The following is a 26,800-nucleotide window of genomic DNA, read 5'->3' as shown; positions in this document are numbered from 1 at the left end:
TCCGCTTCTAGTCGGTCTCTCCAACATGGTTCCCGTCCATCGTCTTGGTCATGTCGCCATTCGCGTTGAAGACATGGACCGTGCCGTCGGCTTCTACACAGGTCTCGGCATGCGAATGGTGTGGAAGGCCAACGATTGGTGCTACCTCGAAGCCGGGGATGGCCGCGATGGTTTGGCCTTGCTGGGACCGAACTACAAGGCTGCTGGCCCCCATTTCGCCTTCCATTTCCACGATCGAGCCGATGTGGATCGGGTTCACCAGCAGCTGCGAGAGCATGGCGTGAAGGTGGGCGCTGTGCATGATCACCGCGATGGCACTGCCTCCTTTTATTTGCGCGATCCAGAGGGAAACTGGCTGGAAATGCTTTATGAGCCTCCCGGAGGGATTCCCTCCAATCAGCTGGAGGCGGCGGTTCCTCAGCCCTAATGCCGCCCCTTCACCACGTTGCCTCGTCGCATCACAGTCCTGTGCTGCAGCAAACGCTGGAGCTGCTGGAGTGGCCCAGGTTGTGTTCCCATCTGGCCTCGTTCACTAGCACCCTGGCTGGACGTAAGGCTGCGCAAGTCACCGCCCTGCCGGAGCACATCGAGATCAGTCGCCAGTGGCTGGCCCGCTCGATTGAGCTCGCCGGACTGAATGGAGTCACCGAAGGCGGGCTCAGTTTTCAGGGGGTGCACGATCTGGAGGCTGTGCTGCTGCGCTGTAGCAAGGGTGGCACCGCCCATGGTGAGGAGCTATTGGCGGTCGCCGACACCCTGGCCGCGGCTCGCCGGCTTCGGCGTCAGGTTGATGATCCCGAGCTGCGCCCGCTCTGCACGGCATTGTTCAGTGCTGTGGCCACCATGCCTGAGCTGGAACAACGGCTCAAATTCGCTTTGGAGGAGGGCGGCCGTGTGGCTGATCGGGCCAGCCCTGTGTTGGCTGGGCTGCGTCAGCAATGGCAGCTTCTGAGACAACAGCGACGTGATCGGCTGCAGGAGACGCTCCGGCGTTGGTCGGCCCAGCTTCAGGACACGGTGGTGTCGGAGCGTCATGGTCGACCTGTTCTGGCGGTGAAGGCCGGTGCCATCTCTCACTGCAAGGGCATGGTGCATGACAGCTCTGCTTCTGGGAACACCGTGTTTGTGGAGCCTCAGGCGGTGATCGAGCTCGGCAACCGTTTGGCCGACCAGGAGGGCCGCATTCGGGAGGAGGAGCAGCGCTTGCTTGCGGAGCTGAGTGCCGCGGTTGCGGCTCAGCATGAGCCGCTGATCCGGCTCGGAGAGGTGTTGCTGGTTTTGGATCTCAGCTTGGCCAGGGCTCTCTACGGCCAGTGGATCGGAGGGGTCCCTCCGCGCCTGGAGGCCGACCCCCAGACTCCCTTCGTCTTCGATCAGCTCCGCCATCCACTGCTGGTGTGGTTGGAGAAGCGCGATCAGGGAGCACCGGTTGTTCCGATCAGCATCACGGTCTCGCCTGAGCTGCGGGTGGTGGCGATTACGGGGCCTAACACTGGTGGTAAGACCGTGACGCTGAAAAGTGTCGGCTTGGCCGCTCTGATGGCGCGTGCTGGGCTTTGGCTGCCGTGCAGCGGCACTCCATCATTGCCCTGGTGTGCTCAGGTGCTGGCCGATATCGGCGATGAGCAATCGCTGCAGCAGAGCCTGTCCACCTTCAGTGGTCATGTGAAGCGGATTGGCTGCATTCTGGAGGCACTGGACAACGGCCCGGCACCTGCCCTGGTGTTGCTCGATGAGGTTGGGGCCGGAACGGATCCCAGTGAAGGGACAGCCCTGGCGACGGCATTGCTGAGAGCGCTTGCCGATCGGGCCAGGCTCACAATTGCCACTACGCACTTCGGTGAGCTCAAGGCCCTCAAGTACAGCGACGACCGGTTCGAGAACGCCTCCGTTGCCTTCGATGCCGAAACCCTGTCCCCGACCTATCAATTGCTCTGGGGGATTCCTGGTCGCAGCAACGCTCTGGCCATTGCCTCCCGTCTCGGGCTGGATCACCAGGTCATCGATCAGGCGCGCAGTTTGCTCAGCCCCCAAGCCGACGGCGATGTGAATGTTGTCATCCGTGGTCTGGAGGAGCAGCGTCAGCGTCAGCAAGCAGCGGCTGAGGATGCCGCGGTGCTCTTGGCTCGTACGGAGCTGCTGCATGAAGAGCTGCTCGGCCGCTGGGAGCGTCAGCGCCAGCAGTCGTCGCAACAGCAGGAGCAAGGGCGCCAGCGCCTTGAAACCTCGATTCGCGATGGTCAGAAGGAGGTGCGTCGACTGATCCGGCGGCTTCGCGATCAGAACGCTGATGGTGAAACGGCGCGTCAGGCAGGCCAGCGCTTACGACGGCTCGAATCGGATCATCGGCCTGCGCCCCAACGCAGGCAACACCCAGACTGGAGCCCAAAGGTGGGGGATCGCATTCGTTTGTTGGCTCTCGGCAAAGCAGCTGAGGTGCTGGCGATTTCTGATGATGGTCTGCAGTTGACTGTGCGTTGCGGTGTGATGCGCAGCACTGTGGAGCTGGCGGCGGTGGAGAGCTTGGATGGCCGTCAACCCACACCGCCACCCGCCACTGTGCAGGTCAAAGCCAGAGGGATAGGAACGCGGGGTGCAGAGGTGCGCACCTCACGCAACACCTTGGATGTGAGAGGGATGCGGGTGCATGAAGCTGAAGCGGCTGTTGAGGAGTTGCTCCGCGGTGCCAATGGACCGCTTTGGGTGATCCATGGCATTGGCACTGGCAAACTCAAGCGCGGTTTGCGCCAATGGCTCGACACCGTGCCCTATGTGGAGCGAGTCATCGATGCAGAGAAGGGAGATGGTGGCCCTGGCTGCAGTGTGATCTGGCCTCGCTAGAGGGGTGGCAGTGCTGGTTCTGGTCCGCGGCTGGGCGGTGGTTCCGGCAAGGAGATCGCTTCTCCATCAGCATCGAACAGACGCCAGCCCTGTGGGTCTGCCGCGAGGTGTATGCGGCAGCCTGGGTTCAGGCTCAGGCTTGGTTCGGCGCGAACCTGAACGAGATGATCGCCATCGAGTAGACGGCAGGTGACGAGTTGCTCGTTGCCCAGCACTTCACTGTGGCTGACCTCTGCCGGCAGGTTGCGGTTGGTGGCAGGTGCCACCTGCAGATGCTCGGGGCGGATGCCGGCGGTCAGGGTGTTGCCTTCGAGGCTGGGGAGGGCTGCCGCGATCGGCCCTTCAGGTGTGAGACGTTTGTCGCCAAGAATCAGCGTGGAGCCTGCTCCCACCTGCACCGGCAGAACATTCATCGGAGGACTGCCGATGAATTGAGCCACAAAGAGGTTGGAGGGCCAGCGGTAGAGCTCCATGGGCGTGCCGAGTTGCTGCAATCGGCCCTGATTCAGAACGGCGATGCGATGTCCCATCGTCATGGCCTCAACCTGATCGTGGGTGACATAAAGGGTGGTCGTTCCTAGCTGCCGTTGCAGGCCAACGATCCGGGCCCGCGTGCTGGCACGCAATTTGGCATCCAGGTTGCTGAGGGGTTCATCCATCAGAAACACCGCCGGTTGGCGTGCCATGGCTCGTCCGAGAGCAACGCGTTGTTTTTGGCCACCGGACAGCTCCTTCGGTCGGCGGTCTAAGAGATGGTCCAGCTCAAGGGCTGCTGCCACGTCGTTGACGCGCCGTTCGATTTTGCTCTCGCGCTGCGAGGGGATGCGCAATGGCTGGGGTAGGCCACGGGTGCGGCGATGCAGCTGATCCTGCAGTTGCTGAAGATTGGTGCGAGCTCTGCTGCGCCTCAGGCCGAAACTGAGGTTGTCGCGCACGCTGAGGTGGGGATAGAGCGCGTAGCTCTGAAACACCATTGCCACATCTCTCTGGGCCGGCCTGAGGCCGGTGATCGGACGATCTCCAATACGGATCTCTCCGTCTGTCGGGGAGTCAAGGCCAGCAAGCAGTCTCAACAGGGTGCTTTTGCCGCAGCCTGAAGGCCCCACCAAGACCAGGAACTCTCCATCCTGAATCGTGAGATCCAACTGCCGGATGACCTCCACGGGTTGGTTCTCACCACGGCCGGGATAGGTTTTGCTCAGCCCCTCAAAGCGAACGCCTGCCACTGCTGAGATCCAGGATGCCGCGATCTTAGGGTTGATGGTTGGCCCTGCCCGACGCTTGACGTGCAATTCATTGACCAAGCCCGAGTCACCGTGCGCGGAGGCCGTGGAGGCGATGGCATTGTTGCGTTCCGGCGCGAGAAATATGTGCCTGCTGGTGGTCCATCCGGCGGCGATGGGGGCCATGGGGGCAACGTGGTGCTGGAAGCGGATGCGAACCTTCAAACACTCCTGGATTTCAAATACAAACGTCTCTTCCCGGCCGTTGATGGGCGCCGGGGTGGGCCGAATCGCTGCACGGGTGCGTCAGGCCCAGATCTGGTGATCAAGGTGCCATGTGGAACGGAGGTCCGGCATCTCAAAACCGACATCCTGCTGGGAGATCTCACAGACAGCGGTGAGCAATTAGTGGTGGCTTTCGGTGGTCGCGGTGGGCTGGGCAATGCTCATTACCTCAGCAATCGCAATCGAGCACCGGAGAAATGCACGGAAGGCCGAGAGGGTGAGGAATGGCCCTTACAGCTTGAGCTCAAACTGCTTGCTGAAGTGGGGATCATTGGCCTGCCGAATGCGGGGAAAAGCACGCTGATCAGCGTGCTTTCAGCAGCGCGACCCAAGATCGCCGACTATCCCTTCACCACCCTGGTGCCCAATCTTGGTGTGGTGCGTCGTCCGACAGGAGATGGCACTGTCTTTGCTGATATTCCCGGTTTGATCGCTGGTGCTGCCCAAGGCGCCGGCCTCGGCCATGACTTCTTACGCCACATTGAACGCACGCGGTTGCTGGTTCACATGGTGGACGGTGGCTCAGAGGACCCTGTGGGAGACCTCCGCGTTGTGGAACAGGAGTTGGAGGCCTATGGCCACGGTCTTGTGGATCGTCCGCGCTTACTGGTGCTGAACAAGTTGGAGTTGATCGATGAGGACGAACGTGAAGAGCAGCGGCAGCGTCTCGAGGAGGCCAGTGGCAGACCGGTGATGTTGACCTCTGCGGCCATGGGCCAAGGTCTGGATCGTCTTCTTCAGAGCGTTTGGGCGGAACTCGGAGTCTGAAAAAAGGTGCTGCACTCTGTTGTGCTTTGTCACCTCCATGGCAATAAAGGGAGCAGAGCTGATCCTCTGCTGTGACTTTTTTCACCTGTTTTGATGATCGTGGTGGGCTGATCGCCCGCTGCCAGACCCAAGCCGAAGTGGAAGCCCTGCGACGCCGTGGTCGTCCTATCGCATCGGTACAGCCGATGAAACCTCAGGAGGCTGTGGTCTGCGGTCTGACCAGCAGTCCGGCGGAATATGACGAGGAGCTCTGAAAGTTCCCCGCTCAGTGGTGTGCGACTGCACTGAACCATTAAAAAAGCCTGCAGCCACAAAGCTGCAGGCTTTTTTTGTTCGTCTCTGGCGCTGGGTCAGTCGTCGTAGACCCGACACTCGTCTGCATCAGGGTTGGCCTCGCAGTAGAGCTCCAGGGGTGTGGGGTCGTGGGAGTCTTCAGGATGTTCCTTCTTGTACTCCTGAAGGGACTCCAGCTCCTCAGTGATGTGGCGGACCTTCGCCTCATTCCCTTCAGCCTGGGCTTCCTGAAGGTCGGTCTGGTCCTTCTGAATGTGCTCGTCGATTGATTTCATGAGAGCTGCGGCCAGCACCGCCTTCTTGCAACGCTCATTACCTTACGGCTCATTTCCACGGACGCCACGGCCATGGGGTGCCACTCCGTTTCCGTAACAACGTCATTGTCAGCAGGCCATGACCGGCGCTAACAGCTGAATAGGAAGTGGGCAGTCATCCCATGGTTCGGATCAGGCAGCGCCAGGGCCGGCATTTCATGGATGACGAAGGCCGGATGTTTTGGATCAACGGCCCGGAGGAGTTCTGCTATCTCTCCGAACAACGCCAGTGGCGTGAAGGTCTTTCCTTCCAGCAGGTTTTGGAGTGGAAACAATGTGCGCCGTCCGGTCTGGTGAGCCAGCGGTTCAGTTCGATGTTGGCTGCCTGTGAGGCGTTCGAACACAACCAGGTGATTTGGTCTCATGACCTTTACCTGCGGCGTATGGGAGATCAGATGCAGTTGCACCGCTCTGCTCAGGATTACCGCCCAACCGCGATGAAGAAGGCAGAGGAGGCTGGTCAGCGGGTGGAGCCCCAGCCCTGGGAGGGCACGGTGCAGTGCCCTCCCAGCTGTGAATGGCCGGCCCCGTCGTCTGGGGAGGCCCTCGTCCACCCGCGTCGTCGCAGACGCTCCGGGCTCAAGGTGCCAGTTCGCTGAGTTCAAGCCAGCGTTCTTCTGCCTCGGCCAGTGTTTCCAGCAGTGTGGCCAGCTCTTGGCTGAGGCTGGTGAGATCGTCGCTGCCGCTGCCGATTGCTGTCTCTAGTGCAGCCTTGCGCGTTTCCATCTCTGGCAGCTGTTTGTCGAGTTGTTCCAGCTCCCGCGCTTCCTTGAAGCTGCGCCGGCGGGGCTTGTTGCTGGTTGGTGTGGCTGCCTTCTCACGAGGCCCTGCGCTTGATGTTGATGATGCGCGGCTGGTGGAGTTGCGGCTGAGTTCTTCGGCCCGTTCCAGCTCCCGGCGGTGGTCGAGAAATTCGCTGTAGTTGCCTTCAAATCGTTTGAGCTTGCCCTCTTCAAAGCAGAAGAGACGGTCAACGGTGCGATCGAGAAAGTAGCGATCGTGCGAAACCACGATCACGCAGCCTCGAAAATCCTCGAGAAGATCCTCCAGCACGCTCAGGGTGTGCACATCCAGATCATTCGTGGGTTCGTCGAGCAGCAGCACATTCGGGGCCTGGATGAGCAGGCGGCAGAGCGTGAGCCGGCGACGTTCGCCACCGGAGAGTTTGCTCAGAGGGCTGTGTTGCTGGGCCGGAGGGAAGAGAAAGCGTTCCAGCAACTGCGACGCACTGAGCTGCTCGCCCCCCAGGTCGATTCGGGAGGCTGCTTCTTCCACGAATTCGATCACCTTGCGCTCCAGCCCTCGGCCACTGGTGAGCAGATCGGTGTGCTGATCGAGATAACCCAGGTGCACCGTGTCGCCAAGGCGAAGCTCGCCTCCGCACGGCTGTCGGCGTTCGGCAATCAGATCCAGCAGAGTCGATTTGCCGCTGCCGTTCGGCCCGATGATGCCGATTCGATCCTCTGGGCTGAAGCTGTACGTGAAGTCGTCGAGCAGCACAGTCCCACTGGATGTGCCGTCGTTGGTGACCCGTAGGTTCTCCGCTTCAATGGCCACCTTGCCGATCCGGCGGCTCACGCTTGCCATCTCGAGCTGGTTTTTGGCGCGCTTGGGTGGGGCGGCGCGCATCGCTTCGATCCGTTGCAGCCGAGCTTTCTGCTTGGTGCTGCGGGCTTTCGGCCCCTGGCGAAGCCAGGCGAGCTCGCGGCGCAGCACGCTTTTGAACTTGGCCGCAGAAGCGGCATCGGCCGCATCCTGCTCTGCCTTGCGTTGCAGATACGTGCTGTAGTTGCCGTCGTAACTGCGGGCTTCGCCATCCGCCACTTCCACGATCCGACGGGTGACTCGGTCAAGCACGTAGCGGTCATGGGTGACGAGCACCACCGCTCCTGGATAGCGATCCAGCCAGCTTTGCAGCCATTCCACGGCGGCCGCATCGAGGTGGTTGGTGGGCTCATCCAGCAACAGCACATCAGGGCAAGCCACCAGGGCTGATGCCAGGCCTACCCGTTTGCGATACCCGCCGGAGAGCTCCTCCACCGGTTTGTGCAGATCGCTGATCCCCAAGCGTTGCAACACCTCCTGGCACTGTTGTTCCAGCCCCCAGGCCTCGGCTTCATCCATGCGTTGGCTGAGGTGGCCAAGCTCGGTGAGCAGGGTGCTGTTTTCGGGTTCCTGGGCCACGGCTTCGGTTAGGGCGCTGAAGCGCAGCAGCAGTTCCCGTTTCTCTCCACAGCCGGCCAGAACCTGCTCAAGCACTGTGAGCCCGGGCTGCACCACACTGTCTTGGCCAACCAGCTCCACGCGCAGCCGTGGCGAACAGCGCCGCTCTCCTCCACCAAGCGGCTCGTCTCCTGCCAGCACCTTCAGCAGCGTTGATTTGCCAGCGCCATTCGGGCCGATTAAACCGAGCCTGTCATTGCTGCCGATGTGAAGGGTGAGGGCGGCGAAAAGGGTGCGGATGCCGAAATCTTTTTCCGCATCCACCAGGCTGATCAGACTCACTGGGCTCCAGCCGTGCGCTGTTGCTCCAGATAAGCAAACACACTCTTATCGCCGACATCTGCAGCGGCCGCACCGCCGAATTTACGTAAGGCCAGCACGATCAACAGCATCGCCGCTGCTCCGAGCAGCACCAGGCTTAGGGCCGCTGGTAGCAATCCGCTGAGCTGTCCCAGCAAGGCGATGGGCAACAGCAGGGTGAGGCCGATTGCCTCAGGCCGCTGAAAGCAAAAGAACTCCTTGAAGCCGATACCGGCCAGGGCGGCAAAGAGTGGGCCCACCGCCAGGATCCAGAGAGGTTGCCTCTGCAGAGTGCTGAGCGCGTTTGACGGGCCGGCGAGCACCAGCAGTGCGGCCCAACCGAGGCAACCCAGTAGCCAGAACAGCTGCAGGGTTCGGTGCAACGGTTTCAAATAGATGTGGATCCAGTGCAGGGCCAGGCCCATGGCTGCGGCGAGGGGCAGGATCCAGAGCCAGGCCAGCTGACCTCCCAGTTGCCACCATTGCAGGAGCCCGGCGCTGAAGGCGATGCCACTCACGAGTAGGGCGAAGCGATAGCGCTGCACATCCCGGCGGTCTTGCTCCGTGATGGTGTAGGGGCCATAAACGCCTTCAAACTGGGGATCAGTCGTGGTCATGACCGTGCCGCGCGACTGATCACCAGTGTGCTCGGACCTGTGCGGAAATGCTGCATTCAAAAAACCTGCCCCAGAGGGGCAGGCGGTGGTTGTGTCAGGTGAAGAGATCAGGCGAGGGGGTCGATGAAGAACTCCTTCTGTGCCCAGATTGGTTGTTCCTCAGCCTCCTGGCTCCAGGCTGTGTTGCTCATCGAGACAGCCGAAGCCAATGTGCTTTGCACTTGCTCTGCCGGCAGCATGGTGCTGGTTTGTTCAACTGAGTTGAGGGAGTCGACTTCTGCGCTCTGAGGTCTTGTCCCGGGTTGTAAGGGGGAGCCGATGTTGTTGTTGGAGAGGCCAGCAGAAGCAGCGCCAGTCAAAGCATCGTTTTGAACGTTCCCATCATCTTGGTTGCCGATCGAAGCGCCAATGAGCTCATCGGTGTCGATATCGGCCCAGTCGGCATTGGCTTGACTGCTCTGCGCTCCCGTCAGAGGCTTGACTTTCAACAGACCTTGGCTGTTGCGTTCGGTATCAGTAAGGACAACTCCCTTGTTGATGTTAGAAAACTCAAGAATTTTTGTGTTGCTATTGTTGGTTGTTTTTGTGATAAAGCCACTGCTTTGACTGGTATCGCTGTAGGTGAGCTTGAATGTCTGGCCGGCTTCGATGTGGGCCGCAAGTCCATCAATTGCAAGAGAGTCGTCTCCCAGGTTGCCATTGACAACCGTAGTTTTTTTCAGTGTTGTGTTGGCGGGATCAGTGTTGAAATCGCTGGCGTAACTGATGAGCAGTTGATCGTCATATTGGGATCCATTTGTGGTCCCAGTGGCCCCTGTTTGCACCGTGTATCCGCGGCCTTTATTGGTCGATGATTGGGCGTTGGCTAGCGTGTGATTGCTGCCGCCCCAGGTGCGAATAGTCTCAATGTCGGACAGCTCGTCTGTCCATTTGCCGCTGCTATCAGAGACTTCGATCTTTTTGTTGTTGGTTGAGGTGGTAATCGAGACGGCTGATTTTAAGGACTTATAGCTCACGGTGTCAGTGCCTGATCCTCCATCTACGGTGTCAGAGCCAATGCCAGGATCAAAGAAGTCGTTGCCTGATTCTCCTTTTAACTCGCTGTTGCCGTCGTCGCCCATTATGCGGTCGTGGCCTTCGAATCCGTTGGCTTTTAGCACGGTCGACTTCAATACATCATCTTTGCGCTTGATGAGGATCCTGTCGTTTCCGATGCCGCCGGGTCTGCGATCCGTTGTGCGAGAGACATATTGCCATTGCGAGTCTTTCGCGAAGACATAGTGTGCTGTTCCGTTTGTTTCTCTTAAGTGAAGAAATTGCTCAAAGTAATCTTTTGTGTTTCCGAGTTTTTTGGCTTCTGCGGTTTGGCTTGCGGTGAGACGAATTTGCCCAATAAGTCGAGCACTGTTGTCATTTGCCCCGTCCGTTCGTGATGAGTTGATTTCAATAATTCCTCCTTGCACTGGGTCTGTGCGGTAAGTAATTGTGGGTGTAATTCTTGCAGTAAAGTTGATTTGGTCCCGGCCAACTTTGAAGTCTTTGAACGTGTCATACGTGCGGTTGCTCCCTAGGTCGAACGGGGTGACCGTAAGGTCTCCGGGTATCAATTTGTTGATTTCCCCTCTGCGCTTGTCGATAAAGCGCTTCTCTTGGAGCTCTTTTTCGATGCGTGCATCTTCCGCCATTTGGTTGAAAATTGTTTCGCCAATTAGTGCTCCTAATCCGAGGGCATATTTTGTGTATTTCTTGAATGTTCTAAGGTGAAATTTTGATGCATATTTGTCTATTTTTTTCTCGATGGTGTCTCCGACTGCCTTGGATGCTGGCTTGTAAGCCTTTGTTGTTGTAAGGCTTCCAAGAATCCCCTTGTGGCTTTCTCGAATGTCTGCTTCGCTTTTTGTTCTATTGGCAAGATTGTTTATTTCTCGTACGGACTTGAGAAGGGCCTCGGCCCCTTCGATCTCGACTTTTTGGACGCTTTCATCATTGTGGTCCGCGTGGAGGACAATGACGTGCCCGCTTTTATTGCCGAGTTTATGGGTCTTCCCAAATGTCTGAACAATGGAGGATTTGTTTTCGTATGAAGCTGACCAGATATCTTGCGGGGCAGTGTTGTTTGTTGGCTCTATCTCAAGGAATCGACCGGAATTGGCATAGCTTCTTGACTTATCGGTCGTGGCGCTATTTATATTGCGCTCAAAGTTCCCGTCGCCGATCTCTCTACCGCGGAAGGTGTCGCCGCTTGAGTTGGTGGTTTTGTTGTATTGGATGTTGATGTGTCGGGAGTAGATATTAGAGAAGCGACCAGTTTGTGCTCCTCCCTTAGCGGTATTTTTTCGAAAGTCGACGTCGTCGAAAGTGAGTGAAGACTTTTGATTGTTGGTGGCAAAAGAGCTAATGACTCCAAGGGCTCCCCCGTCTCCTCCGCGCCCAGGTTTTCCACCATCCGTTCGGGTGGGATCACTGGCTTTCGTTGGTGCTGATGCCCATTCGCCGCTTCGACCATTGGCGCCCTGCTTGTTTTTGTATGTCCAGCTGGGGCTGCGTCCATACTCGGTCCAGGAGGGCCAGTGCTGTATCCAGAAATGATTGTTTCCCGCGTTGGCGCCGGCGCTACCTCCGACCCCCCCGCCGGCCCCAAAATTGCCATTGCCCCCATTTCCTCCTCGACCGCCATTCCCCCATCGCTTGCCGTCACCGTCATAGCCAGGCTCTGTTTCATTCCCCCACGCATATACTGATTTTTTGTGGCCACCACCACCGCCGCCACCGCCACCGCCAGCTTCCCCAAAGAGTTTGCCGTTGTGGCCATTGCCGCCATTGCCCCCAATAATCACGCTCGGATGATTTTTGTAAGAGGGGTTCATGAAGCCTTTGCTACCTGCTTTCCCATTGCGTATCCAGGGACGGTTGCTGTTTGATTGACTTGTTTTTGATGATGAGTTGAAGCCTCCGCCCTGTTCCCCTTTCTCACCAGATGTGGCCTGTTGGATTTTGTTGCTGTTATGGATATAAAAGGATTGTCCACCCCTTGCTCCTTTGGCTCCTTTTCCGCCTTCTACCGTGTTGCCTTGAAAGCTGCTTTCGCGCCAGTTCACATGGCCGTTGAAGTGCAGCAAGGCAGAGCCTGCTCCGAGGCCTCCCCCTCCTCCACTCTTTCCGTCTCCACCTTTGACGTGGCTGTTCACGAGATGCATGCGGGTGATGTCAACCTTTAGCTCCTCAATATCACTTGGATTTTTTGCGGAATTGATATTGCTTTGGCTGCCGATCTGGAAAAGTGGCCCTGATGCATTTTCACCATTGATGATGATATTTTTGGTTAACTTTTGGTTGAATGTCCAATCTCCTTTCTCAAGGCTGTAGCCAGTTTTGACTTTGATGTGAAAGCTCGAGGTAAAGGCAATTTCGACGGCTTTTCCTGCTTTGACTGCTTCATTGCCTTGGCGAATTGCTTCTCGCAGGGATCCGTCGCCGTCGTCCTTGTTGTTGGTGACTTTGATCAGCGTGCGCGTTGTGGTTGCTGTCGTCATTGGTGTGTACCTGGGATGTTGTGGTGAGGCGTGGCCTCTGTGACATCCACAAGGTCTCTGCGCTCCTGGTGAGGCTTGCGTTCGCTTGCTGGTGTGGTCTCGGATCTGATCGGGTGAAAATCTGGTGAAGCCGATGCTTCTGCTCAGCTCAGAGGCTCTGGTGCGTTGATCAATGCGCTCAGATCCGGCCCGGCTGGTACAAGGCCACCTGGATTGAGGGGAAACAACGCTCCGAAGTAATCAGCCCGCCAGGCCTCGCCATCGCAGGTGTTGGCCACTCCTGGTAGGGCGTAAAAGCGTTGGCGCCAGCGCCACAGGGCAGGGAACATCCACAACGGTCTGGCACTGCAGCCAAATAGCGGTGCATACACCAGTTCCCAACGGATCAGGGTGGGGAATAGGCGCACATCGGCGATGGTGAGCGGCTCACCGCATAGCCATGGCCCCTGGCTCTGAAGAGCTGCTTCAACTTGTTCCAGGGCTGCGAACAGCTCGGCGCTGGCTTCGTTGTAAGCCTGCTGGGTGCGTGCGAAGCCGCAGCGGTAGACGCCGTCATTGACAGCGGGCTGCAGAAGGGACTGCCAGCGTTCGATCGCTGGCAGCAGATCGGTAGGCGCCAGATTCATTGCTCCGTCTCCGCCAGGCCAATGGTTGAGGGCTTCGCTGAGAGCGGCACTGTCATTGCCCAGCAGACGGGGGGTGATGTCGGCGTCGTTGCCAGGATCGACAAGGGCTGGAACGGTGGCACGGTGATGCGGCGGTGTGCCGCAGTGTCGGTAGAGGGCCAGCAGCGAATCGCAGCCCAACCAGGAGGGAGCAAGACTCCAGCGTCCGGCGCGGTGATCCGCCTTGGCCGTGAGCAGCGTGAGCGTTCCCTCCAGTTGCCGCAAGCGGTGCATTAGCCAGGTGCGATGGGCCCAGGGGCAGCTGCGGCCGATCACCAATCGCGGCTGTTGCTGCATGGATCGACCCAGCAGCTCCTCTGATGAGGGAACCGTGACTTCGAGTCGATCGCTGGGAGGGCGGACGTAGCGGCCTTCCGCATCAGCTGGCCCCAGCCCCTGCATTAATTGACGCCATTGCCAGCGCCAGCCATCACGGGCAGTGGCAATAACCAAAGGGGGAACTGCCATGGGTCGCGGTGTTCAACAGTGTCAGTCTGGAGGTGTTGGCATCTGGTGAATGGCACTCCCTCGCGTTTTGGTGGTGGCCGGCACCCATGGCAACGAGATCAACGCCCCATGGTTGCTGGATCAATGGCAGCGCAATCCTGCTCTGATTGCTTGCGCTGCCGTTACCCCAGTGCCCGTGATCGGTAACCCTGAGGCGCGTGCGCAGGGTCGCCGTTATCTCGATCGGGATCTCAATCGCAGCTTCAGGTTTGAGCTTCTGGCACGGGCGGACCATCAAGCCATGGCCAGCTGCGAGTCATCGCGGCTCGATCGAGAGATCGTTCGAGCCCATGAATTGGTCAGTCGCTTTGGACCGGAGGGGCCGGAGGGCTGTGTTGTCGCCCTTGATCTGCACAGCACCACGGCGGCCATGGGCAGTTCGCTGGTGGTCTACGGCCGCAGGCCGGCCGATTTGGCCCTTGCAGCTGCGGTTCAGCAGCGTCTTGGACTGCCCGTTTATCTGCACGAGGCCGATCAGGCCCAGCAAGGGTTCTTGGTGGAGCGCTGGCCCTGTGGTGTCGTGATTGAGATCGGCCCGGTGCCGCAGATGCTGCTTCAGGCAAGCATCGTCGAACAGACGCGCCTCACGCTGGAAGCCTGTCTGGCTGTGATCGCAGATGCGCGGCGGCAGCAGTTGGTGTGCCCTTCGGCCCTGATCGTGCATCGCCATCTCGGCAGCCTTGATCTTCCCCGTGATCCCGAGGGGCGGCCTGATGCTTGCGTGCATCCTGCGCGTCAGGGGCAGGACTGGCAACCGCTGTTGAGCGGCGATCCACTGTTCCTGAAGGCTGATGGCAGCGTGATCCCTTACGAGGGCCCGGATGGCAGGGTCCCGGTGTTCATCAACGAGGCGGCCTATGGGGAGAAAGGGATCGCACTCAGCATCACGGAGCGTGAGGTCTGGCCCCTGGAAGGGGCCGTTCCTGAGGCGCTCCAGATGCTGTTGGCTGACGATTAACGAGGCGCGCCGTTGTAAATGACGCTGTCAACCGTGTAGCCATCAGGGGCAATCTTGATCTCTGTTTCCGTGGTGGGCTGGCTGTTGTCTTCAGGCCAGCCGGGCTGTCCGCCCAGGAATTGGAAGGTGTAACCGTCGGCGTTGTTTTGGATGAGGCAGTCGCCACCTCCAGTATTGGTTTGGAACATGCAGGGTGCAGGCCGGTAAACAGTGAGCCCACCGTTGTCGGTGACGGCTGTATTGCGCGCCAGGTTGAGGGCCCGAATCTGAGCTGCCGGTACTTGGGCATGCACCAGTGAGGGGATGGTCGCCCCCAGCGCTGCAGTGCCTGCCAAGACCACCACCGCGGAGAGTGAACGAAGGCGGATCATGCCAAGAGGAGAAAGGCACCCTTAGTGGTGAATCCGTTATGCCTTGATGTCAACTTGGGGCGGCTTTCGGTGGGGCTGTTAGGGAATCGGCGTGTTGGTAACACTGCGAATTGTCTGACCATCCGCAGACACCGTCACGGTTGTGGTCACCGTGGGAGTGACGGGATTGCGCTGTTGCCAGCCTGGTGGCCCACCGCGGAAGCTGAAGGTGTAGCCGTCTGGTGTTTGACGCACCAAACACTCGGGCGCGCCAGTGCTGTACATGCAGCGATCGGCTCTGTAGCCGGACACTCCACCATTGAGGGTTTCGGCACGCATGCGAGCCAGATTGGCGGCTTTGGTCTGGGAGAGCGGCAGCGCACCGGGCTCGCCGTTGCTTGGTAATGCGGCGGAGAGTGTTGCCCCAAGGAGCACCAGGCTCGCCAGACGGGCCGCTTTGGCAGGTTTGAGGATGGTTCGGAGAAAGGGAGTCATCGCTCCGATCTTGGCTTTGGCAGCTTGCACAGATAGGTCTGGATGGGCCTTGAGGTCTGACCGGATGTGACTGCAGCAAGGGCGGAGTGCTCTTTCAGCCGCACACCCAAGTGTTCTGTTCCTCCGTGCAGGGGAGGTTGCTGGTGGAGCCATCGCCCCAATAAATACGCAGCCGGTCATCGACGGTGCCCAGCCGCAACGTCAGGGATTTCACAGGGCCAGCCGGTGTTTTGTCGCCTGGATCCGGGCCTGGAGAAGGGTCTTGGTCCAGACGCCTTTCCAGCTGCTGAAGGCGATAGTCAAGCCGCTGGATGGCCTCTGTCTGGTTGATCGCCTCGGAGGATGACTGCTTTGGACTGCAGCCCACCGTGATGAGCCCGACGATGCCAATCAACACCAGACGTTTGATGGTCTCGGCTCCGGGACGAGACGGGGTCGCAGGGTTCATGGGTGACTGCGGTAGTGCCCAGTTTGCTGCTTCAGCAGGGATAGACCAGGCGTTCGCTCCAATAGACAACAGCGCCTTGTGCTTCCAGTTCAAGACGGCGGTGGCGAGCCTGGTGGAAGGGGACGGTCTCCTCCAGGCGTCGTCCGGCATGGAGCCAGCGGATCAGAACCACGAGGTCACCGAATCTCAATCCGAGAATCTTAAGTCTTTGTTGACTTCCCTTTGCTCGGGGCTGGGCCTTTGGTTTGGATTTGCTCAAGAACTCTTCACCGATTCCGGCTTTTCCTTCGCCATTGGGGGCCGTTGGGCGAAAAGACGCCAATGGCGCTCCGCCCAAGGGAGAGGCGATTTACACAAAGGTCTCTTTACAAAGCGCAATCTTGCGTTACATTGCTTGAGGCAGGGCATTCCTGCCCTTCCGTAACCGTCTCTTCGGAGACATTCTTTCCGTTCTCATGACCACCACCATCCAACAGCGCTCCGGCGCGACCGGCTGGCAGCAGTTCTGTGAGTGGGTCACCTCCACCAACAACCGCCTCTATGTGGGCTGGTTCGGTGTGCTGATGATCCCCACCCTGCTGGCTGCCACCATCTGTTTCGTCATCGCCTTCGTCGCCGCTCCTCCGGTTGACATCGATGGCATCCGTGAGCCCGTCGCTGGCTCCCTGCTTTACGGCAACAACATCATCTCTGGTGCTGTTGTTCCTTCCAGCAACGCAATCGGCCTGCACTTCTATCCCATCTGGGAAGCAGCCTCACTCGACGAGTGGCTGTACAACGGCGGCCCCTTCCAGCTGGTGATTTTCCACTTCCTGATTGGCATCTTCTGCTACATGGGTCGCGAGTGGGAACTCTCCTACCGCCTCGGCATGCGCCCCTGGATCTGCGTTGCTTACAGCGCACCTGTGGCTGCTGCTTCTGCAGTGTTCCTGGTTTACCCCTTCGGTCAGGGTTCCTTCTCTGACGCGATGCCCCTGGGTATCTCTGGCACCTTCAACTACATGTTGGTGTTCCAGGCTGAGCACAACATCCTGATGCACCCCTTCCACATGCTTGGTGTGGCTGGTGTCTTCGGTGGTTCACTGTTCTCCGCCATGCACGGCTCCCTGGTGACCTCCTCCCTGGTCCGCGAGACCACCGAGAGCGAGTCCCAGAACTACGGCTACAAGTTCGGCCAAGAGGAAGAGACCTACAACATCGTGGCTGCCCACGGTTACTTCGGTCGTCTGATCTTCCAATACGCCTCGTTCAACAACAGCCGCAGCCTTCACTTCTTCTTGGCTGCCTGGCCCGTTGTCGGCATCTGGTTCACCGCCCTGGGCGTGTCAACCATGGCCTTCAACCTGAACGGTTTCAACTTCAACCAGTCCATCCTTGATGGTCAGGGCCGCGTCCTGAATACCTGGGCTGACATCCTCAACCGTGCCGGCCTCGGCATGGAAGTGATGCACGAGCGCAATGCTCACAACTTCCCCCTCGACCTGGCTGCTGCTGAGTCCACTCCTGTGGCTCTGCAAGCACCTGCAATCGGTTGATCGGAACAGCCTTTGGCTGAAGTCTCCAAACGATTCAGCGCAAGCTGAATCGGAAAGCCCCCGCCGCAAGGTGGGGGCTTTTTGTTGTTGATCTCAGTTGCCTGGAGCAGCATGCAAGCCAGGGGAATGGCGCTTGTTGTGAACGGACCCGCCGGAGATCACTGGAGAGCGAACGGTCGCTTGATGGCTGTCGCATGGGGGATCTGCCTGGCTCTCCTGCTCGCACTTGGGGGGGGCAGCTCTGCCAATGCGATGCAGGACCAGGTGATCCGTGGTGGCTGGTATCCCTGGAAGCCCTATCAGTACCTCGAGAAGTCCGACAACATGCGCCGGATCACCGGTCTCGACGTGCAGCTTTTAAGGGCCGTGTTCGAAGACAAGCTCGGTCGCACATTGGAGCTGCCACAGGTTGGTTGGGACCGGCACCAGAAGCAGATCAGGAGCGGCGATCGGGATGTGGCCGGCGGGGCCTTCATGACGGAGGAACGCAGCCAATACGCCTATTTTTCCGAGCCATATCGAACGGAAGACATCATTCTGGTCAGTCGCTGGGATCAGCCCACGGCCCGGGCCATGCTCCAACCATCGGTCTTCTCCCAGTCATTCCCTAAGAGCCAGCTGCGCTTGGGTGTTGTGTCGGGCTACGTCTACGGCGATGCGATTGATCAGTTTCTTAGAGCGCCATCCAACCGGGGCCGGTGGCTTTCCACGAGCACGGATCTGAACAACCTCCAGAACCTGATTGACGGCAAAGTCGATCTGGTGGCTATCGACAGGCTGGTGGGGGGCACGTTGCTCTGGGAGCAGGGCTTTACAAGCCAGCTGGTTGCTGGCAATCAACCGATCTTCAGCGGCCCGATTGTGGTGCTGTTTAGTCGTCGCACCACCTCGCCAGCTCTGGTGAACGCCTTCAACCACGCCATGGAAACCTTGCGGCAGGAGGGGCGTTACAACCAGATTGTTCGTGACTATCTCTTCCCAACGCTGCTTGGTATGACCGCTGGGCAGCCCTGGTTTTTTGCGCTGGAAACCATTGGGACTGCTGCTTTTGCTTTCTCCGGAGTGCTGCTAGCTCAGCAGGAACGATTCAGCCTCTTCGGTGCTTTTGTGCTGGCGAGCCTTCCTGCCGTGGGTGGAGGGATCCTGAGGGATCTGATTGTGAATCGCGACCGTCCTGCTGTGTTGCAGTCCGTCCACAACCTCACGATCGTGATTGTGCTCGTGCTGTTCAGTTACATCGTGATGCGTGCTCCGTTGCCTCGACGGCTGCCGCGCTGGACGCATCACCTAAGGCTGAATGGTGCCTGGATGATTCAGGTGCTGGATGCCCTTGGCCTGGCAGCGTTCACGGTGGTGGGTGTGATTGTGGCTGTTGAGGAACAATGTGATCCCCTGTTGATTTGGGGCCCTGTGTTTAGTGCCATGACTGGTGCTGGAGGGGCGATCCTTAGGGATGTCATCCGTGCTGATGCAAGCCATCCCACCTTGAGGCATGAGATATATGCGGAGATCTCTCTGTTCTGGGGATTCGTCCTGTCTCTGTTTATCAGCTTCTACGCCGATTCAAACAGCGTCAATCCGATTCCTCTGAATACAGCCGTCATTTTGACTGCCATGGGCTGTCTGATCACACGGCTGCTGGTGATGCAACTGAAGATCAAGCCACCCGCATTCAGCAGAATCCGCCAGCTGGGTGGCCGGTGAACACCAATGCCGTTGAGGTGTTGGTGTTCACTGGCTTCCTGGTTGCATTCACAAGGCTGGTTGGTCGCCTCGAACGTGTGGTTCAAACCCTCCTTTTGGTTCAGGAAGAAGCCATGTGACGGATCAGATCAATGCACTTGCAGCTGTAGGCCCATTCGTTGTCGTACCAGGCCACCAGCTTCATGAACTGATCATTGAGCGCCATCCCTGCTCCGGCATCAAAGACGGACGTGCAACTTTCACCGAGTAAGTCATTCGAAACGATCGGGTCTTCCGTGTAGCCGAGGATTCCGGATAATCCGTTCTGTGATGCCTTTTTCATCGCCAGTTTGATCTCTTCGTAGCTGGTGGGGCGCGCCAGGTTCACGGTGAGATCAACGACGGACACGTCAGGCGTAGGGACGCGGAATGCCATCCCCGTCAGCTTTCCATTCAGTTCGGGGATCACACGACCGACTGCCTTCGCAGCACCGGTTGAACTGGGAATGATGCTCTGACCGGCGCCACGCCCACCGCGCCAATCCTTGAGTGATGGGCTGTCGATTGGTTTTTGGGTGGCAGTGGTGGCATGCACTGTCGTCATCAGACCGCTGACGATGCCGAAGTTATCGTTGACGACCTTGGCCAGGGGAGCCAGACAGTTGGTGGTGCAGCTGGCATTCGACACGATCGGCTGTCCCGCATAGCTGGTGTGGTTCACCCCCATCACGTACATCGGGGTGTGGTCTTTCGAGGGGGCACTCATCACCACGCGTTGGGCTCCAGCCTCCAGGTGTGCACGGGCCTTCTCCTCCGTCAGAAAAAAGCCTGTGCTTTCCAGCACGTAGTCGGCGCCCACCTCTCCCCAACGCAGTTGCAGGGGGTCGCGTTCGGCCGTGACGCGAATTGTGCGTCCATTCACCAGCAACTGACCGTTCTCGACTCGAATCTCCCCCGGAAAGCGTCGGTGGGTCGAGTCGTAGCGAAGCAGATAGGCGAGGTAATCGATTTCGATCAGGTCGTTGATGGCAACCACCTCAACATCCGGGCAGGCCATGGCCTGCCGGAAGGCCAGGCGTCCAATGCGGCCAAAGCCATTAATGCCAATGCGGATGGACATGGAGGCAAGTCCTGCTGATAAGCGATTTATAGAGGGGATATGGCACTTGGTCGCCTCCCTTTTTGGGGATGAAGACAGGCGTGGCTGCTGAGGCTGACTTCGGTCGCCTCATCGCGCAAGACGCCGCCTCATCTCAGTGCTCTTCACCGTCACCAATCGTCCAGGTTCGGTTGCGGTCCTTCAGTCGTCTGACTTGAGGGATGGCGGTGCGGTGCTGTCTGAGCATCTGTTGGAGTGACCTTGTTCTGGGTTGCCGGTTCCGGAATTAGGCGGTGATCTCTGTCCGCAGACTTGGTTTCAGCTTCCGTTGTTATCTCGTCAGAGAGTGTCGACGTGTGAGTTGCAGACGGCTCTTGTCCTGCTCCAGGTGGCTGAGGCAGCAGCACTTCATCCAAGCGGCTATCGAGTTCGATCGTCGGTGTTTTGGGTGGGGGACCCACCACTTCCACAGCGGTGCGTTCCACCACCAGTTGAAACTGCATTCGCTGACGTTTGTTGATCTCTTTCTGCACCGCTTTCACCTGTGTGAAGGTGGGAAAACGAGGGTCACTCACACTGACCCGGGCGCGGATGACTGGTGGTTGAACATCCCAATCAATTCGCACCGATTCAAGGTTCACCGCCTCGCTTTCAGGAACACCTTTCACATCGCCAAAGGTGATGGTTTCATCCTCGAGAAAACGACGAATCGTGATCTCCACGAGGTTTTTGATGTTGTCTTGATTTTTGGCTTGGAGCAGGCTGATGAAACTGGTGCCAAGGGGCACGATGAGTAAGCCAGTCAGCGCGAAGCTGGCTGCACTTAGGCGACTGCGGGTGAGTTGCTCGCGGAAGAACGGGTCTTTCCAGGCCATCAACATCAACCCTCCCGTCAGGATCCCCAGAAGGTTGGTGGAAAAGAGGAGGCCTGCGCCTGCGGCTAAGGACCAATCCTGTTGTGACAGCAGCAGGCCCATCACGCACACCGGTGGTACCAGAGCCACGGCGATCGCCGTCCCTGCCAGGGAGCTCACTGCGTCGCTTCGCATTTTGGCGTAGCTCGCGAGTCCACCTGCAACAAGAGCAATGCCAAGGTCCAGCAGGTTGGGCATGGTGCGCGCTGTGACCTCGCTGCCGAACTGGGGCAGTGCGACCAGTGCACCCAGCAATGCAGATAAAACGGTTGTCAGCGCAACCCCGATGGCCAGGGTGCTCAGCGATCGGCCCAAAAGTCGAACGCGACCGAGCAGAACTGCAAAGGCACTGGCGCGTAATGGGTGGATCCATGGTGCGACCACCATCGCCCCGATCACCACAGCTGAACTGTTTGCCAATAAGCCGAGGGTGGCAATCAGGCTGGCGCCGATGGTGAGAACGATGAAGGCTTCATCCAGCTCCGCATCGCGGCTGTAGCTGCGGTGCAGCCTCTCCAGCTTGGTCGGCTCCATGCCGCTCATCTGCAGCCGTTCACCATGGATCTTCAGTTTGATTCAGTTGTGACACTGCGCACTGATTGTTGAGACCCGTCTCACCACTCTTTTCCCGTTTCAGGCAGAGGCTGAATGCAGCAGCCCTTCAACCATGAAAGACCTGATGCACGGTGCAGTGTGTGTTTGCACTGCTGCTTTAGCCGGATCTCTGGCTGCGGCAGGTTCGTTCCTGATCATCGAGGCTCTACTTCCCGCTCACCCAGAGGTTGCTCACTTGAGGGCTGAGGGAAGGGATGCAAGTTTGAACGGCTTCGCTGATCGGGGATCCTGAGGCCCTGGCGGTCAGGATTGCATCAGAGCCTGGACTCCTCAAATGGAGTCGTTCTTGGGGGCCGATGCGGAAGCAAAGCCGATGACCTGACTTGAACAGGCGACCCACGCTTTACGAAAGCGTTGCTCTACCAGCTGAGCTACATCGGCGTCGATTGGAACTTAACATTCTGGACTGCAGCCTCAAGGGATTGAACGGTCAGAACCCCAATGGTCAGTTGGATCCTGCACTGAGGGAGAGGCTTCTTAAAGAGTCACGCACTCCCTGGAGAGGGTTGCGCCGGTTGCTCTGGATCGCTCTCTTCGCCTCCGGTGGCCTCGGCCTGTTCGTGATGAGTTTTCGCGTCAGCGCTGGCGACAGTGTCGTGCTCTCCGACCTCGCTATCCAGATCGGGGCCGTCATGACCTTCGGAGGGCTGCTCTGGTTCGATCGCTCCAAGGACGGCTAATCCAGGATCGGAAGCCACTGCTCCTGCTGCAGGAGTGTCATTGCTGTCTGGCGCAGGAGTGGAACGTGTTGCAGAGAGGTCTTCGCTGATCGTGGTGGGGGTGTCCAGTTTTTCGCTGACATCCTCAGGCTGGTGCTGGTCTTCAGCCTCGCTGTCTTTCAGGGCCTGGTCCTGCCCTGCCGTCTCTTCCACGTTGTCGTCGCTCTCTTGTTGCCCCGTTGATGGGATCTCAGGCGTTTGGTGATCGTCTGTTGTGCCGCCACTGGCATCGGCGGCGGTTGCATCGACATCGCTTGCATCTGCGTCGCTTGCATCGGCGTCGCTTGCATCGGCGTCGCTTGCATCGACATCGCTTGAATCGATGGTGGTTGTTGTTGGGGTGGATTCGACCGCTGACCGTTCGTCTGAACTGGCTGCAGGTGGTGTTGTCGGTGCTGTCGGCTGCGAATCAGCAACGACCTCAGGACCCCAGTCCAGGTCTGGCAGCCGGAGCAGACTCAGGCCTAACGACAGAGTTGTCTGTTGCAACTCGGCTTCGCTCAGTGGGGTCAAGCGGTCCAGGGCATCGTTGTCTCTGGTCAGTAGCCAACTGGCCTGAATCAGCTGATGCCATTGCCATAGGAGAAGAGCCAGGAGGGGCGCCGCAATCAGCAGGCTCCCCAGGCGGCTGCCGTGCTGCAGCGGCGACAAGTCCGCCACTAGCAGGGCCGAGGCATCGATCCACCACAACAACAGCAGCAAGGGCACGACACCTGCACTCCCAAGCAGTTTCAAAGGGAGAGTGGTTTGGGCCGCGCTGAGCTGGCGCTGGCGCTTGGTGCGATCGGCTAGGGGAAGTCGCAGAAGGAGCAGTGATCCCCAGTCTGGTGATCGACGCCAGAGCAGAAAGGCTGGTGCGAGAGCCCCGATGCCCCAGGTCAAGAGTCTTTCCAGGGCAGGGAATGGGCCCAGGTCTGAGCCGGCGAGCACAAGTCGAAGCACCAGCAGCTCCAGTGGGATGGCTCCAAGGGCCAGACACTGAAGCCACAACAGGGGCTCGCGACGAGAACTCACGATGGATCGGGGCAGGGGGTGACGGTCAGGTGCTCAGCTTGCGGCGTTGGGTGACCATCTTGAAGCCTTCAATCCGGTCGCCTTCCTCCCAATTAGCAAAACGATCGCAGCCAATGCCGCACTCGAATCCGGTGGCGACTTCCTTGACGTCGTCCTTGTTGCGACGGAGGGAGTCGAGGTCGCCTTCGAACACCACTTCTTTGCCACGACGGACACGCACCTTGCAGTTGCGTTGCAGCTTGCCAGTGGTGATGTAGCAACCGGCCACGGCGCTCTTGCCGATGGTGAAGACCGCACGCACTTCCGCTTCTCCCAAGGCCTCTTCGACCAACTCTGGTTCCAGGAGGCCTTCCATCGCCAGCTGAATATCCTCGAGCAGTTTGTAGATCACGTCGTAATCGCGCACATCAACGCCCGTGGCATCTGCGGCGCGTTTCGCACCGGAGGCCATTGAGGTGTTGAAACCCACGATCACGGCACCGGAGGCAGCTGCAAGATCGACGTCTGTTTCCGTGATTTCACCAGGTGCCGAGAGCAGAACCCGAACTTGGACTTCGTCCTTCGGTAGCTGTTCCAGCGATCCGAGAATCGCTTCCACACTGCCTTGGACGTCGGCCTTGAGAATGAGGTTGAGCTCCTTAAGCTCGCCATCGCTTGCCTGGCCAGACATGGCTGTGAGCGATACACGCCTTGAGGCCATCTGTTGAGCCAGTCGGGTGGCACGGGCATCGGATGCCCTGTCTCCCACGACTGCACGGGCGGATTTTTCGTCGGTATACACCTCGAATTCATCGCCTGCTGTTGGCACTTCACTGAAGCCAAGCGCCTCAACGGCGAAGGAAGGTCCGGCCTCCTTCATGCGCTTGCCGGCATCGTCGACCATGGCGCGGACTTTGCCAAGCACAGGGCCAGCGGCCAGAACGTCGCCTGTTTTGAGGGTGCCGTTCTGAACCAGCAGCGTGGCCACAGGACCCTTCGCTTTGTCGAGATGCGCTTCGATCACGGTGCCGCGGGCCATGCGATCGGGATTGGCCTGTAGGTCTTCCACTTCGGTGACCAGCAGGATCATTTCCAGCAATTTGTCGATGTTTTCGCCCTTGATGGCACTGACGGGCACCATCACGACATCGCCGCCCCATTCTTCTGCCAACAGGTTCTGATCTGACAGTTCCTGTTTGACCCGGTCTGGGGAGGCACCTTCCTTGTCGCACTTGTTGATGGCAACCACGATCGGCACTTCGGCAGCACGGGCATGGCTGATGGCCTCCAGTGTCTGAGGCCTGACGCCATCATCGGCAGCGACCACCAGAACAGCCACGTCGGTCACCTTGGTGCCACGGGCACGCATGGCAGTAAAGGCTTCGTGCCCAGGAGTGTCGAGGAAGGTGATCTTGCGGGGTTGCTTGTTGTGTTCAACCTCCACTTGGTAGGCGCCGATGTGCTGGGTGATGCCGCCTGCCTCGCCAGCAGCAACGCGCGCTTTTCGAATCGCATCCAGCAGGCTCGTCTTGCCATGGTCGACGTGGCCCATCACCGTGACCACGGGCGGACGGCGGATCAGATGCTCGAGGTCTTTCTCCTCGATCATCTCGACGGTCTTCTTGGCGGCTTCCTCCACATCGTCCTGGAGTACCGGCACCCCGAATTCGTCGGCCACCGCCTCGATGGTCGGCATATCCAAGCTTTGGGTCACCGTGGCGATGATGCCCTTGAAGAACAGGGATTTGATGATTTCGGAGCTCTCCACACTGAGCATGTCGGCAAGCTCCTGCACCGTGAGGTTGTCCTCCGGCACAACGATCATCTCGGGCCTGACTTGCTTGGCCTCGCGTGCAGCGCGAAGCTCCATGGCCCGTCGCCGCTGACGCTGACGGGCTGTCTCCTTGCGGCGCTTGCGGACGGCAGCCACCGGTTTCGGCGTTGAGCGCTGCGGTGTCTTCGGCTTGGAGGGACGAGCCAGGCTTGCAGAGAGCACCATGGCCTGCTGCTCACCGGCGAAGCCGCCGGTCTGTGCAGCCAGGGCATCATCGTTTTCGCCAATGATGTGGACCTTTTGCCGCTGCTTCTGGGGAGAACGGCTGCGCAGTGCTTCCAGCTTGGCGCTGTCATCCCAGTCGGGTCGTCCGGGACGACGCTGACCACCTGCACCAGGTGCGGGTCGGTAACCAGGCCGGCGGGGTGCGGCTGCAGGGGATGGCGATGTGGCCGGCCGTGCGATTGGGGGCACCGCCTTTCGGGTCGGTCCTTCTGCCGTGCGAGGCGTTACCGGTGAGCCATCGGCGCGGCGCGGTGGCGGTGCTCCAGGGCGCCCACTCGGTTTTTGCAGCTGCATGAGCTCACCGGGCGCCATCGGCTTGCGCATGCCGCTGGGCATGCCCGGACGACTTGGAGGCGCCGGTCGGCCACTGCTATCGCGACCTCCTGCTCCCTGACCATCGCGACGGATGGGTTTACCCACCAATTCGAGGGTGTTGCCGCCCGAGCGTGCTGCTCCGGGCCGTCCGCCTGCAGTTTTGCTGGCTCCGGGACGTGATGGCGATCCAGGCCGTTGAGGGGCCCCGGGTCGTTGCGGCATGGCGGGCCGCTGATTTTGGCTACCGGCCTGACTTGGACGTGGGCTGACGCCAGGGCGTTGTCCGTTGCCGGCTCGCGTCGGAGGCCCAGGAGGGCGTTTCGGCTGAGGCCGTCCCACCAGTTCAGGTCTGGCTGGCGGTCGTTGGGGTGTAGGTGCGCTGCGTTTGACCGGGGGTGGAGCTGCTGGTCGGGGAGCTCCGCCTCCTTTGGCCTGAACTGGTCTTGGGCTTGGTGTGAGCGGCTTGCTTGCCACTGTCTTTGCACTGGGGGCTGCTGGCCGCGGTTGCGGTGCCGTGGGCTTGCTCACAGGTGCTGCCGCCGGTCGAGCCGGTGGGGTTTTGGCTGCCGCAGCGGGATTTGCAGGCGCTGGGCGGTTGACCGGGGCACTGGCTGTCGATTGGCGCGCCACAGGTTGCTTAGGCGCCGAGGGAGTCGAAGCTTTGGAGGGTTGTGGCGCTTTGGCAGCTACCGGCGCGGTTGCCGATGGTTTGGCTGCCACCGGTCTGCTCGGTGCGGCAGCAGTGGGCTTGACCGGTGATTTTGCCGGTGGTGCCACTGGAGCCTCAGCTTTTTTGACGGACAGGATGGCTTTGCCCGCAGGTGGTTTGGCTGGTGCTGCTGGTTGCATGCCTTTCTTGAGCAGGCCGCGGATCTTGCCTGCTTCTGTCTCACTGATGGAGCTGCTGTGGCTTTTCGCCGCAATGGACAGCTTTTCAGCGGCATCAAGCACGTCCTTGTTGTCCAGGCCAAGGTCCTTGGACAACTCATAAATTCTGACTTTGCCGCTGCTGGTCATTCAGGTCTCCGGTCGGTCCGGGCACGGAGT

22 protein-coding genes, 1 tRNA gene and 1 pseudogene are annotated in these 26,800 nt (G+C 59.3%); 9 read left to right on the top strand and 15 right to left on the bottom strand.

Annotated elements, in window-relative coordinates; all coding sequences use genetic code 11:
* The first annotated feature begins 25 nt into the window (after nt 1-25).
* Together SIB72_RS01775 and SIB72_RS01770 are read left to right on the top strand one after the other, a co-directional pair.
* Nucleotides 26-427 carry a VOC family protein gene (locus tag SIB72_RS01775; protein ID WP_115121106.1) on the top strand — a complete coding sequence of 134 codons (402 nt, stop codon included), beginning with the start codon at nt 26-28 and terminating at the stop codon, nt 425-427.
* Nucleotides 427-2,841 carry an endonuclease MutS2 gene (locus tag SIB72_RS01770; protein ID WP_413744401.1) on the top strand — a complete coding sequence of 805 codons (2,415 nt, stop codon included), beginning with the start codon at nt 427-429 and terminating at the stop codon, nt 2,839-2,841. Before SIB72_RS01775 ends, SIB72_RS01770 begins: the two co-directional genes overlap by 1 nt.
* On the opposite strand, the gene SIB72_RS01765 is transcribed toward SIB72_RS01770, so the two are convergent.
* Nucleotides 2,838-4,067 carry an ABC transporter ATP-binding protein gene (locus SIB72_RS01765; RefSeq protein WP_413744400.1) on the bottom strand — a complete coding sequence of 410 codons (1,230 nt, stop codon included), beginning with the start codon at nt 4,065-4,067 and terminating at the stop codon, nt 2,838-2,840. The two genes, SIB72_RS01770 and SIB72_RS01765, sit on opposite strands and share 4 nt — an antisense overlap.
* 60 nt (nt 4,068-4,127) lie before the next feature.
* Between SIB72_RS01765 and cgtA the strand changes: the two genes are divergently transcribed.
* Complete coding sequence (gene cgtA / locus SIB72_RS01760; RefSeq protein ID WP_115121075.1) at nt 4,128-5,117, top strand: Obg family GTPase CgtA; 990 nt, start codon at nt 4,128-4,130, stop codon at nt 5,115-5,117.
* A gap of 71 nt (nt 5,118-5,188) precedes the next feature.
* Nucleotides 5,189-5,371, top strand: coding sequence for a hypothetical protein (locus tag SIB72_RS01755; protein ID WP_115019954.1), 183 nt, complete (start codon nt 5,189-5,191; stop codon nt 5,369-5,371).
* A gap of 96 nt (nt 5,372-5,467) precedes the next feature.
* Here the strand turns inward: SIB72_RS01755 and SIB72_RS01750 are convergent, their stop codons facing one another.
* Nucleotides 5,468-5,686 (bottom strand): CP12 domain-containing protein, encoded by a 219-nt coding sequence (locus SIB72_RS01750; protein WP_115019967.1) that lies wholly within the window; start codon nt 5,684-5,686, stop codon nt 5,468-5,470.
* Between the two features lie 161 nt (nt 5,687-5,847).
* Here SIB72_RS01750 and SIB72_RS01745 point away from each other — a divergent pair, with 161 nt between their 5' ends.
* Nucleotides 5,848-6,324, top strand: coding sequence for a hypothetical protein (locus tag SIB72_RS01745; RefSeq protein WP_115121074.1), 477 nt, complete (start codon nt 5,848-5,850; stop codon nt 6,322-6,324).
* On the opposite strand, the gene SIB72_RS01740 is transcribed toward SIB72_RS01745, so the two are convergent.
* The 4 genes from SIB72_RS01740 to SIB72_RS01725 all read right to left on the bottom strand — a co-directional run bounded on the left by SIB72_RS01740 (nt 6,305) and on the right by SIB72_RS01725 (nt 13,531).
* Nucleotides 6,305-8,230: an ABC-F family ATP-binding cassette domain-containing protein gene (locus tag SIB72_RS01740; RefSeq protein WP_115121073.1), complete on the bottom strand. Its 1,926-nt coding sequence runs from the start codon at nt 8,228-8,230 to the stop codon at nt 6,305-6,307. The two genes, SIB72_RS01745 and SIB72_RS01740, sit on opposite strands and share 20 nt — an antisense overlap.
* The gene (locus SIB72_RS01735) at nt 8,227-8,865 is read right to left on the bottom strand and encodes a DUF2301 domain-containing membrane protein (protein ID WP_115121072.1); all 639 of its coding nucleotides are present in this window, start codon (nt 8,863-8,865) and stop codon (nt 8,227-8,229) included. The genes SIB72_RS01740 and SIB72_RS01735 overlap by 4 nt, the downstream gene beginning before the upstream one ends.
* A 107-nt stretch (nt 8,866-8,972) precedes the next feature.
* Nucleotides 8,973-12,398 (bottom strand): hypothetical protein, encoded by a 3,426-nt coding sequence (locus tag SIB72_RS01730; RefSeq protein ID WP_413744399.1) that lies wholly within the window; start codon nt 12,396-12,398, stop codon nt 8,973-8,975.
* 143 nt (nt 12,399-12,541) lie between these two features.
* On the bottom strand, nt 12,542-13,531 hold the full coding sequence (locus SIB72_RS01725) for a glutathione S-transferase C-terminal domain-containing protein (RefSeq protein WP_413744398.1): 990 nt from the start codon (nt 13,529-13,531) through the stop codon (nt 12,542-12,544).
* A gap of 49 nt (nt 13,532-13,580) precedes the next feature.
* Here SIB72_RS01725 and SIB72_RS01720 point away from each other — a divergent pair, with 49 nt between their 5' ends.
* Nucleotides 13,581-14,528 (top strand): aspartoacylase, encoded by a 948-nt coding sequence (locus SIB72_RS01720; protein WP_413744397.1) that lies wholly within the window; start codon nt 13,581-13,583, stop codon nt 14,526-14,528.
* On the opposite strand, the gene SIB72_RS01715 is transcribed toward SIB72_RS01720, so the two are convergent.
* The 4 genes from SIB72_RS01715 to SIB72_RS01700 form a co-directional block, all read right to left on the bottom strand.
* Nucleotides 14,525-14,896, bottom strand: coding sequence for a hypothetical protein (locus tag SIB72_RS01715; RefSeq protein ID WP_115019969.1), 372 nt, complete (start codon nt 14,894-14,896; stop codon nt 14,525-14,527). The two genes, SIB72_RS01720 and SIB72_RS01715, sit on opposite strands and share 4 nt — an antisense overlap.
* Before the next feature lie 81 nt (nt 14,897-14,977).
* Nucleotides 14,978-15,373 carry a hypothetical protein gene (locus SIB72_RS01710; protein ID WP_244281553.1) on the bottom strand — a complete coding sequence of 132 codons (396 nt, stop codon included), beginning with the start codon at nt 15,371-15,373 and terminating at the stop codon, nt 14,978-14,980.
* Between the two features lie 94 nt (nt 15,374-15,467).
* The gene (locus SIB72_RS01705; protein WP_413744396.1) at nt 15,468-15,821 is read right to left on the bottom strand and encodes a hypothetical protein; all 354 of its coding nucleotides are present in this window, start codon (nt 15,819-15,821) and stop codon (nt 15,468-15,470) included.
* 31 nt (nt 15,822-15,852) lie between these two features.
* Nucleotides 15,853-16,011, bottom strand: a complete 159-nt coding sequence (locus SIB72_RS01700; protein WP_170953845.1) for a hypothetical protein — start codon at nt 16,009-16,011, stop codon at nt 15,853-15,855.
* Between the two features lie 265 nt (nt 16,012-16,276).
* Between SIB72_RS01700 and psbA the strand changes: the two genes are divergently transcribed.
* Nucleotides 16,277-17,356: a photosystem II q(b) protein gene (gene psbA / locus SIB72_RS01695; protein WP_413744395.1), complete on the top strand. Its 1,080-nt coding sequence runs from the start codon at nt 16,277-16,279 to the stop codon at nt 17,354-17,356.
* 126 nt (nt 17,357-17,482) lie between these two features.
* The gene (locus tag SIB72_RS01690) at nt 17,483-19,060 is read left to right on the top strand and encodes a TRIC cation channel family protein (protein WP_413744394.1); all 1,578 of its coding nucleotides are present in this window, start codon (nt 17,483-17,485) and stop codon (nt 19,058-19,060) included.
* Between the two features lie 100 nt (nt 19,061-19,160).
* On the opposite strand, the gene gap is transcribed toward SIB72_RS01690, so the two are convergent.
* The 3 genes from gap to SIB72_RS01675 form a co-directional block, all read right to left on the bottom strand.
* Nucleotides 19,161-20,159, bottom strand: a complete 999-nt coding sequence (gap, locus tag SIB72_RS01685; RefSeq protein WP_115120534.1) for a type I glyceraldehyde-3-phosphate dehydrogenase — start codon at nt 20,157-20,159, stop codon at nt 19,161-19,163.
* A gap of 149 nt (nt 20,160-20,308) precedes the next feature.
* Nucleotides 20,309-21,586 carry a DUF389 domain-containing protein gene (locus SIB72_RS01680; protein ID WP_413744393.1) on the bottom strand — a complete coding sequence of 426 codons (1,278 nt, stop codon included), beginning with the start codon at nt 21,584-21,586 and terminating at the stop codon, nt 20,309-20,311.
* A 389-nt stretch (nt 21,587-21,975) separates the two neighbouring features.
* Nucleotides 21,976-22,048 (bottom strand) — tRNA-Thr (locus SIB72_RS01675).
* A gap of 5 nt (nt 22,049-22,053) precedes the next feature.
* Between SIB72_RS01675 and SIB72_RS01670 the strand changes: the two genes are divergently transcribed.
* Nucleotides 22,054-22,347 carry a DUF3493 domain-containing protein gene (locus tag SIB72_RS01670; protein WP_371410880.1) on the top strand — a complete coding sequence of 98 codons (294 nt, stop codon included), beginning with the start codon at nt 22,054-22,056 and terminating at the stop codon, nt 22,345-22,347.
* Nucleotides 22,348-22,842: 495 nt separating this feature from the next.
* Here the strand turns inward: SIB72_RS01670 and SIB72_RS01665 are convergent.
* Nucleotides 22,843-23,400: pseudogene (locus tag SIB72_RS01665) on the bottom strand (low-complexity tail membrane protein); the annotation flags it as partial.
* Nucleotides 23,401-23,425: 25 nt separating this feature from the next.
* Complete coding sequence (infB, locus tag SIB72_RS01660; protein WP_413744392.1) at nt 23,426-26,770, bottom strand: translation initiation factor IF-2; 3,345 nt, start codon at nt 26,768-26,770, stop codon at nt 23,426-23,428.
* Nucleotides 26,771-26,800: the final 30 nt, after the last annotated feature.

The sequence above is a fragment of the Synechococcus sp. MIT S9451 genome (genome assembly GCF_047304725.1).
GTDB lineage: Bacteria > Cyanobacteriota > Cyanobacteriia > PCC-6307 > Cyanobiaceae > Synechococcus_C.
The sequence above is the reverse complement of the archived record's forward strand: the minus strand, read 5'-3'. Positions and strand labels throughout refer to the sequence as shown.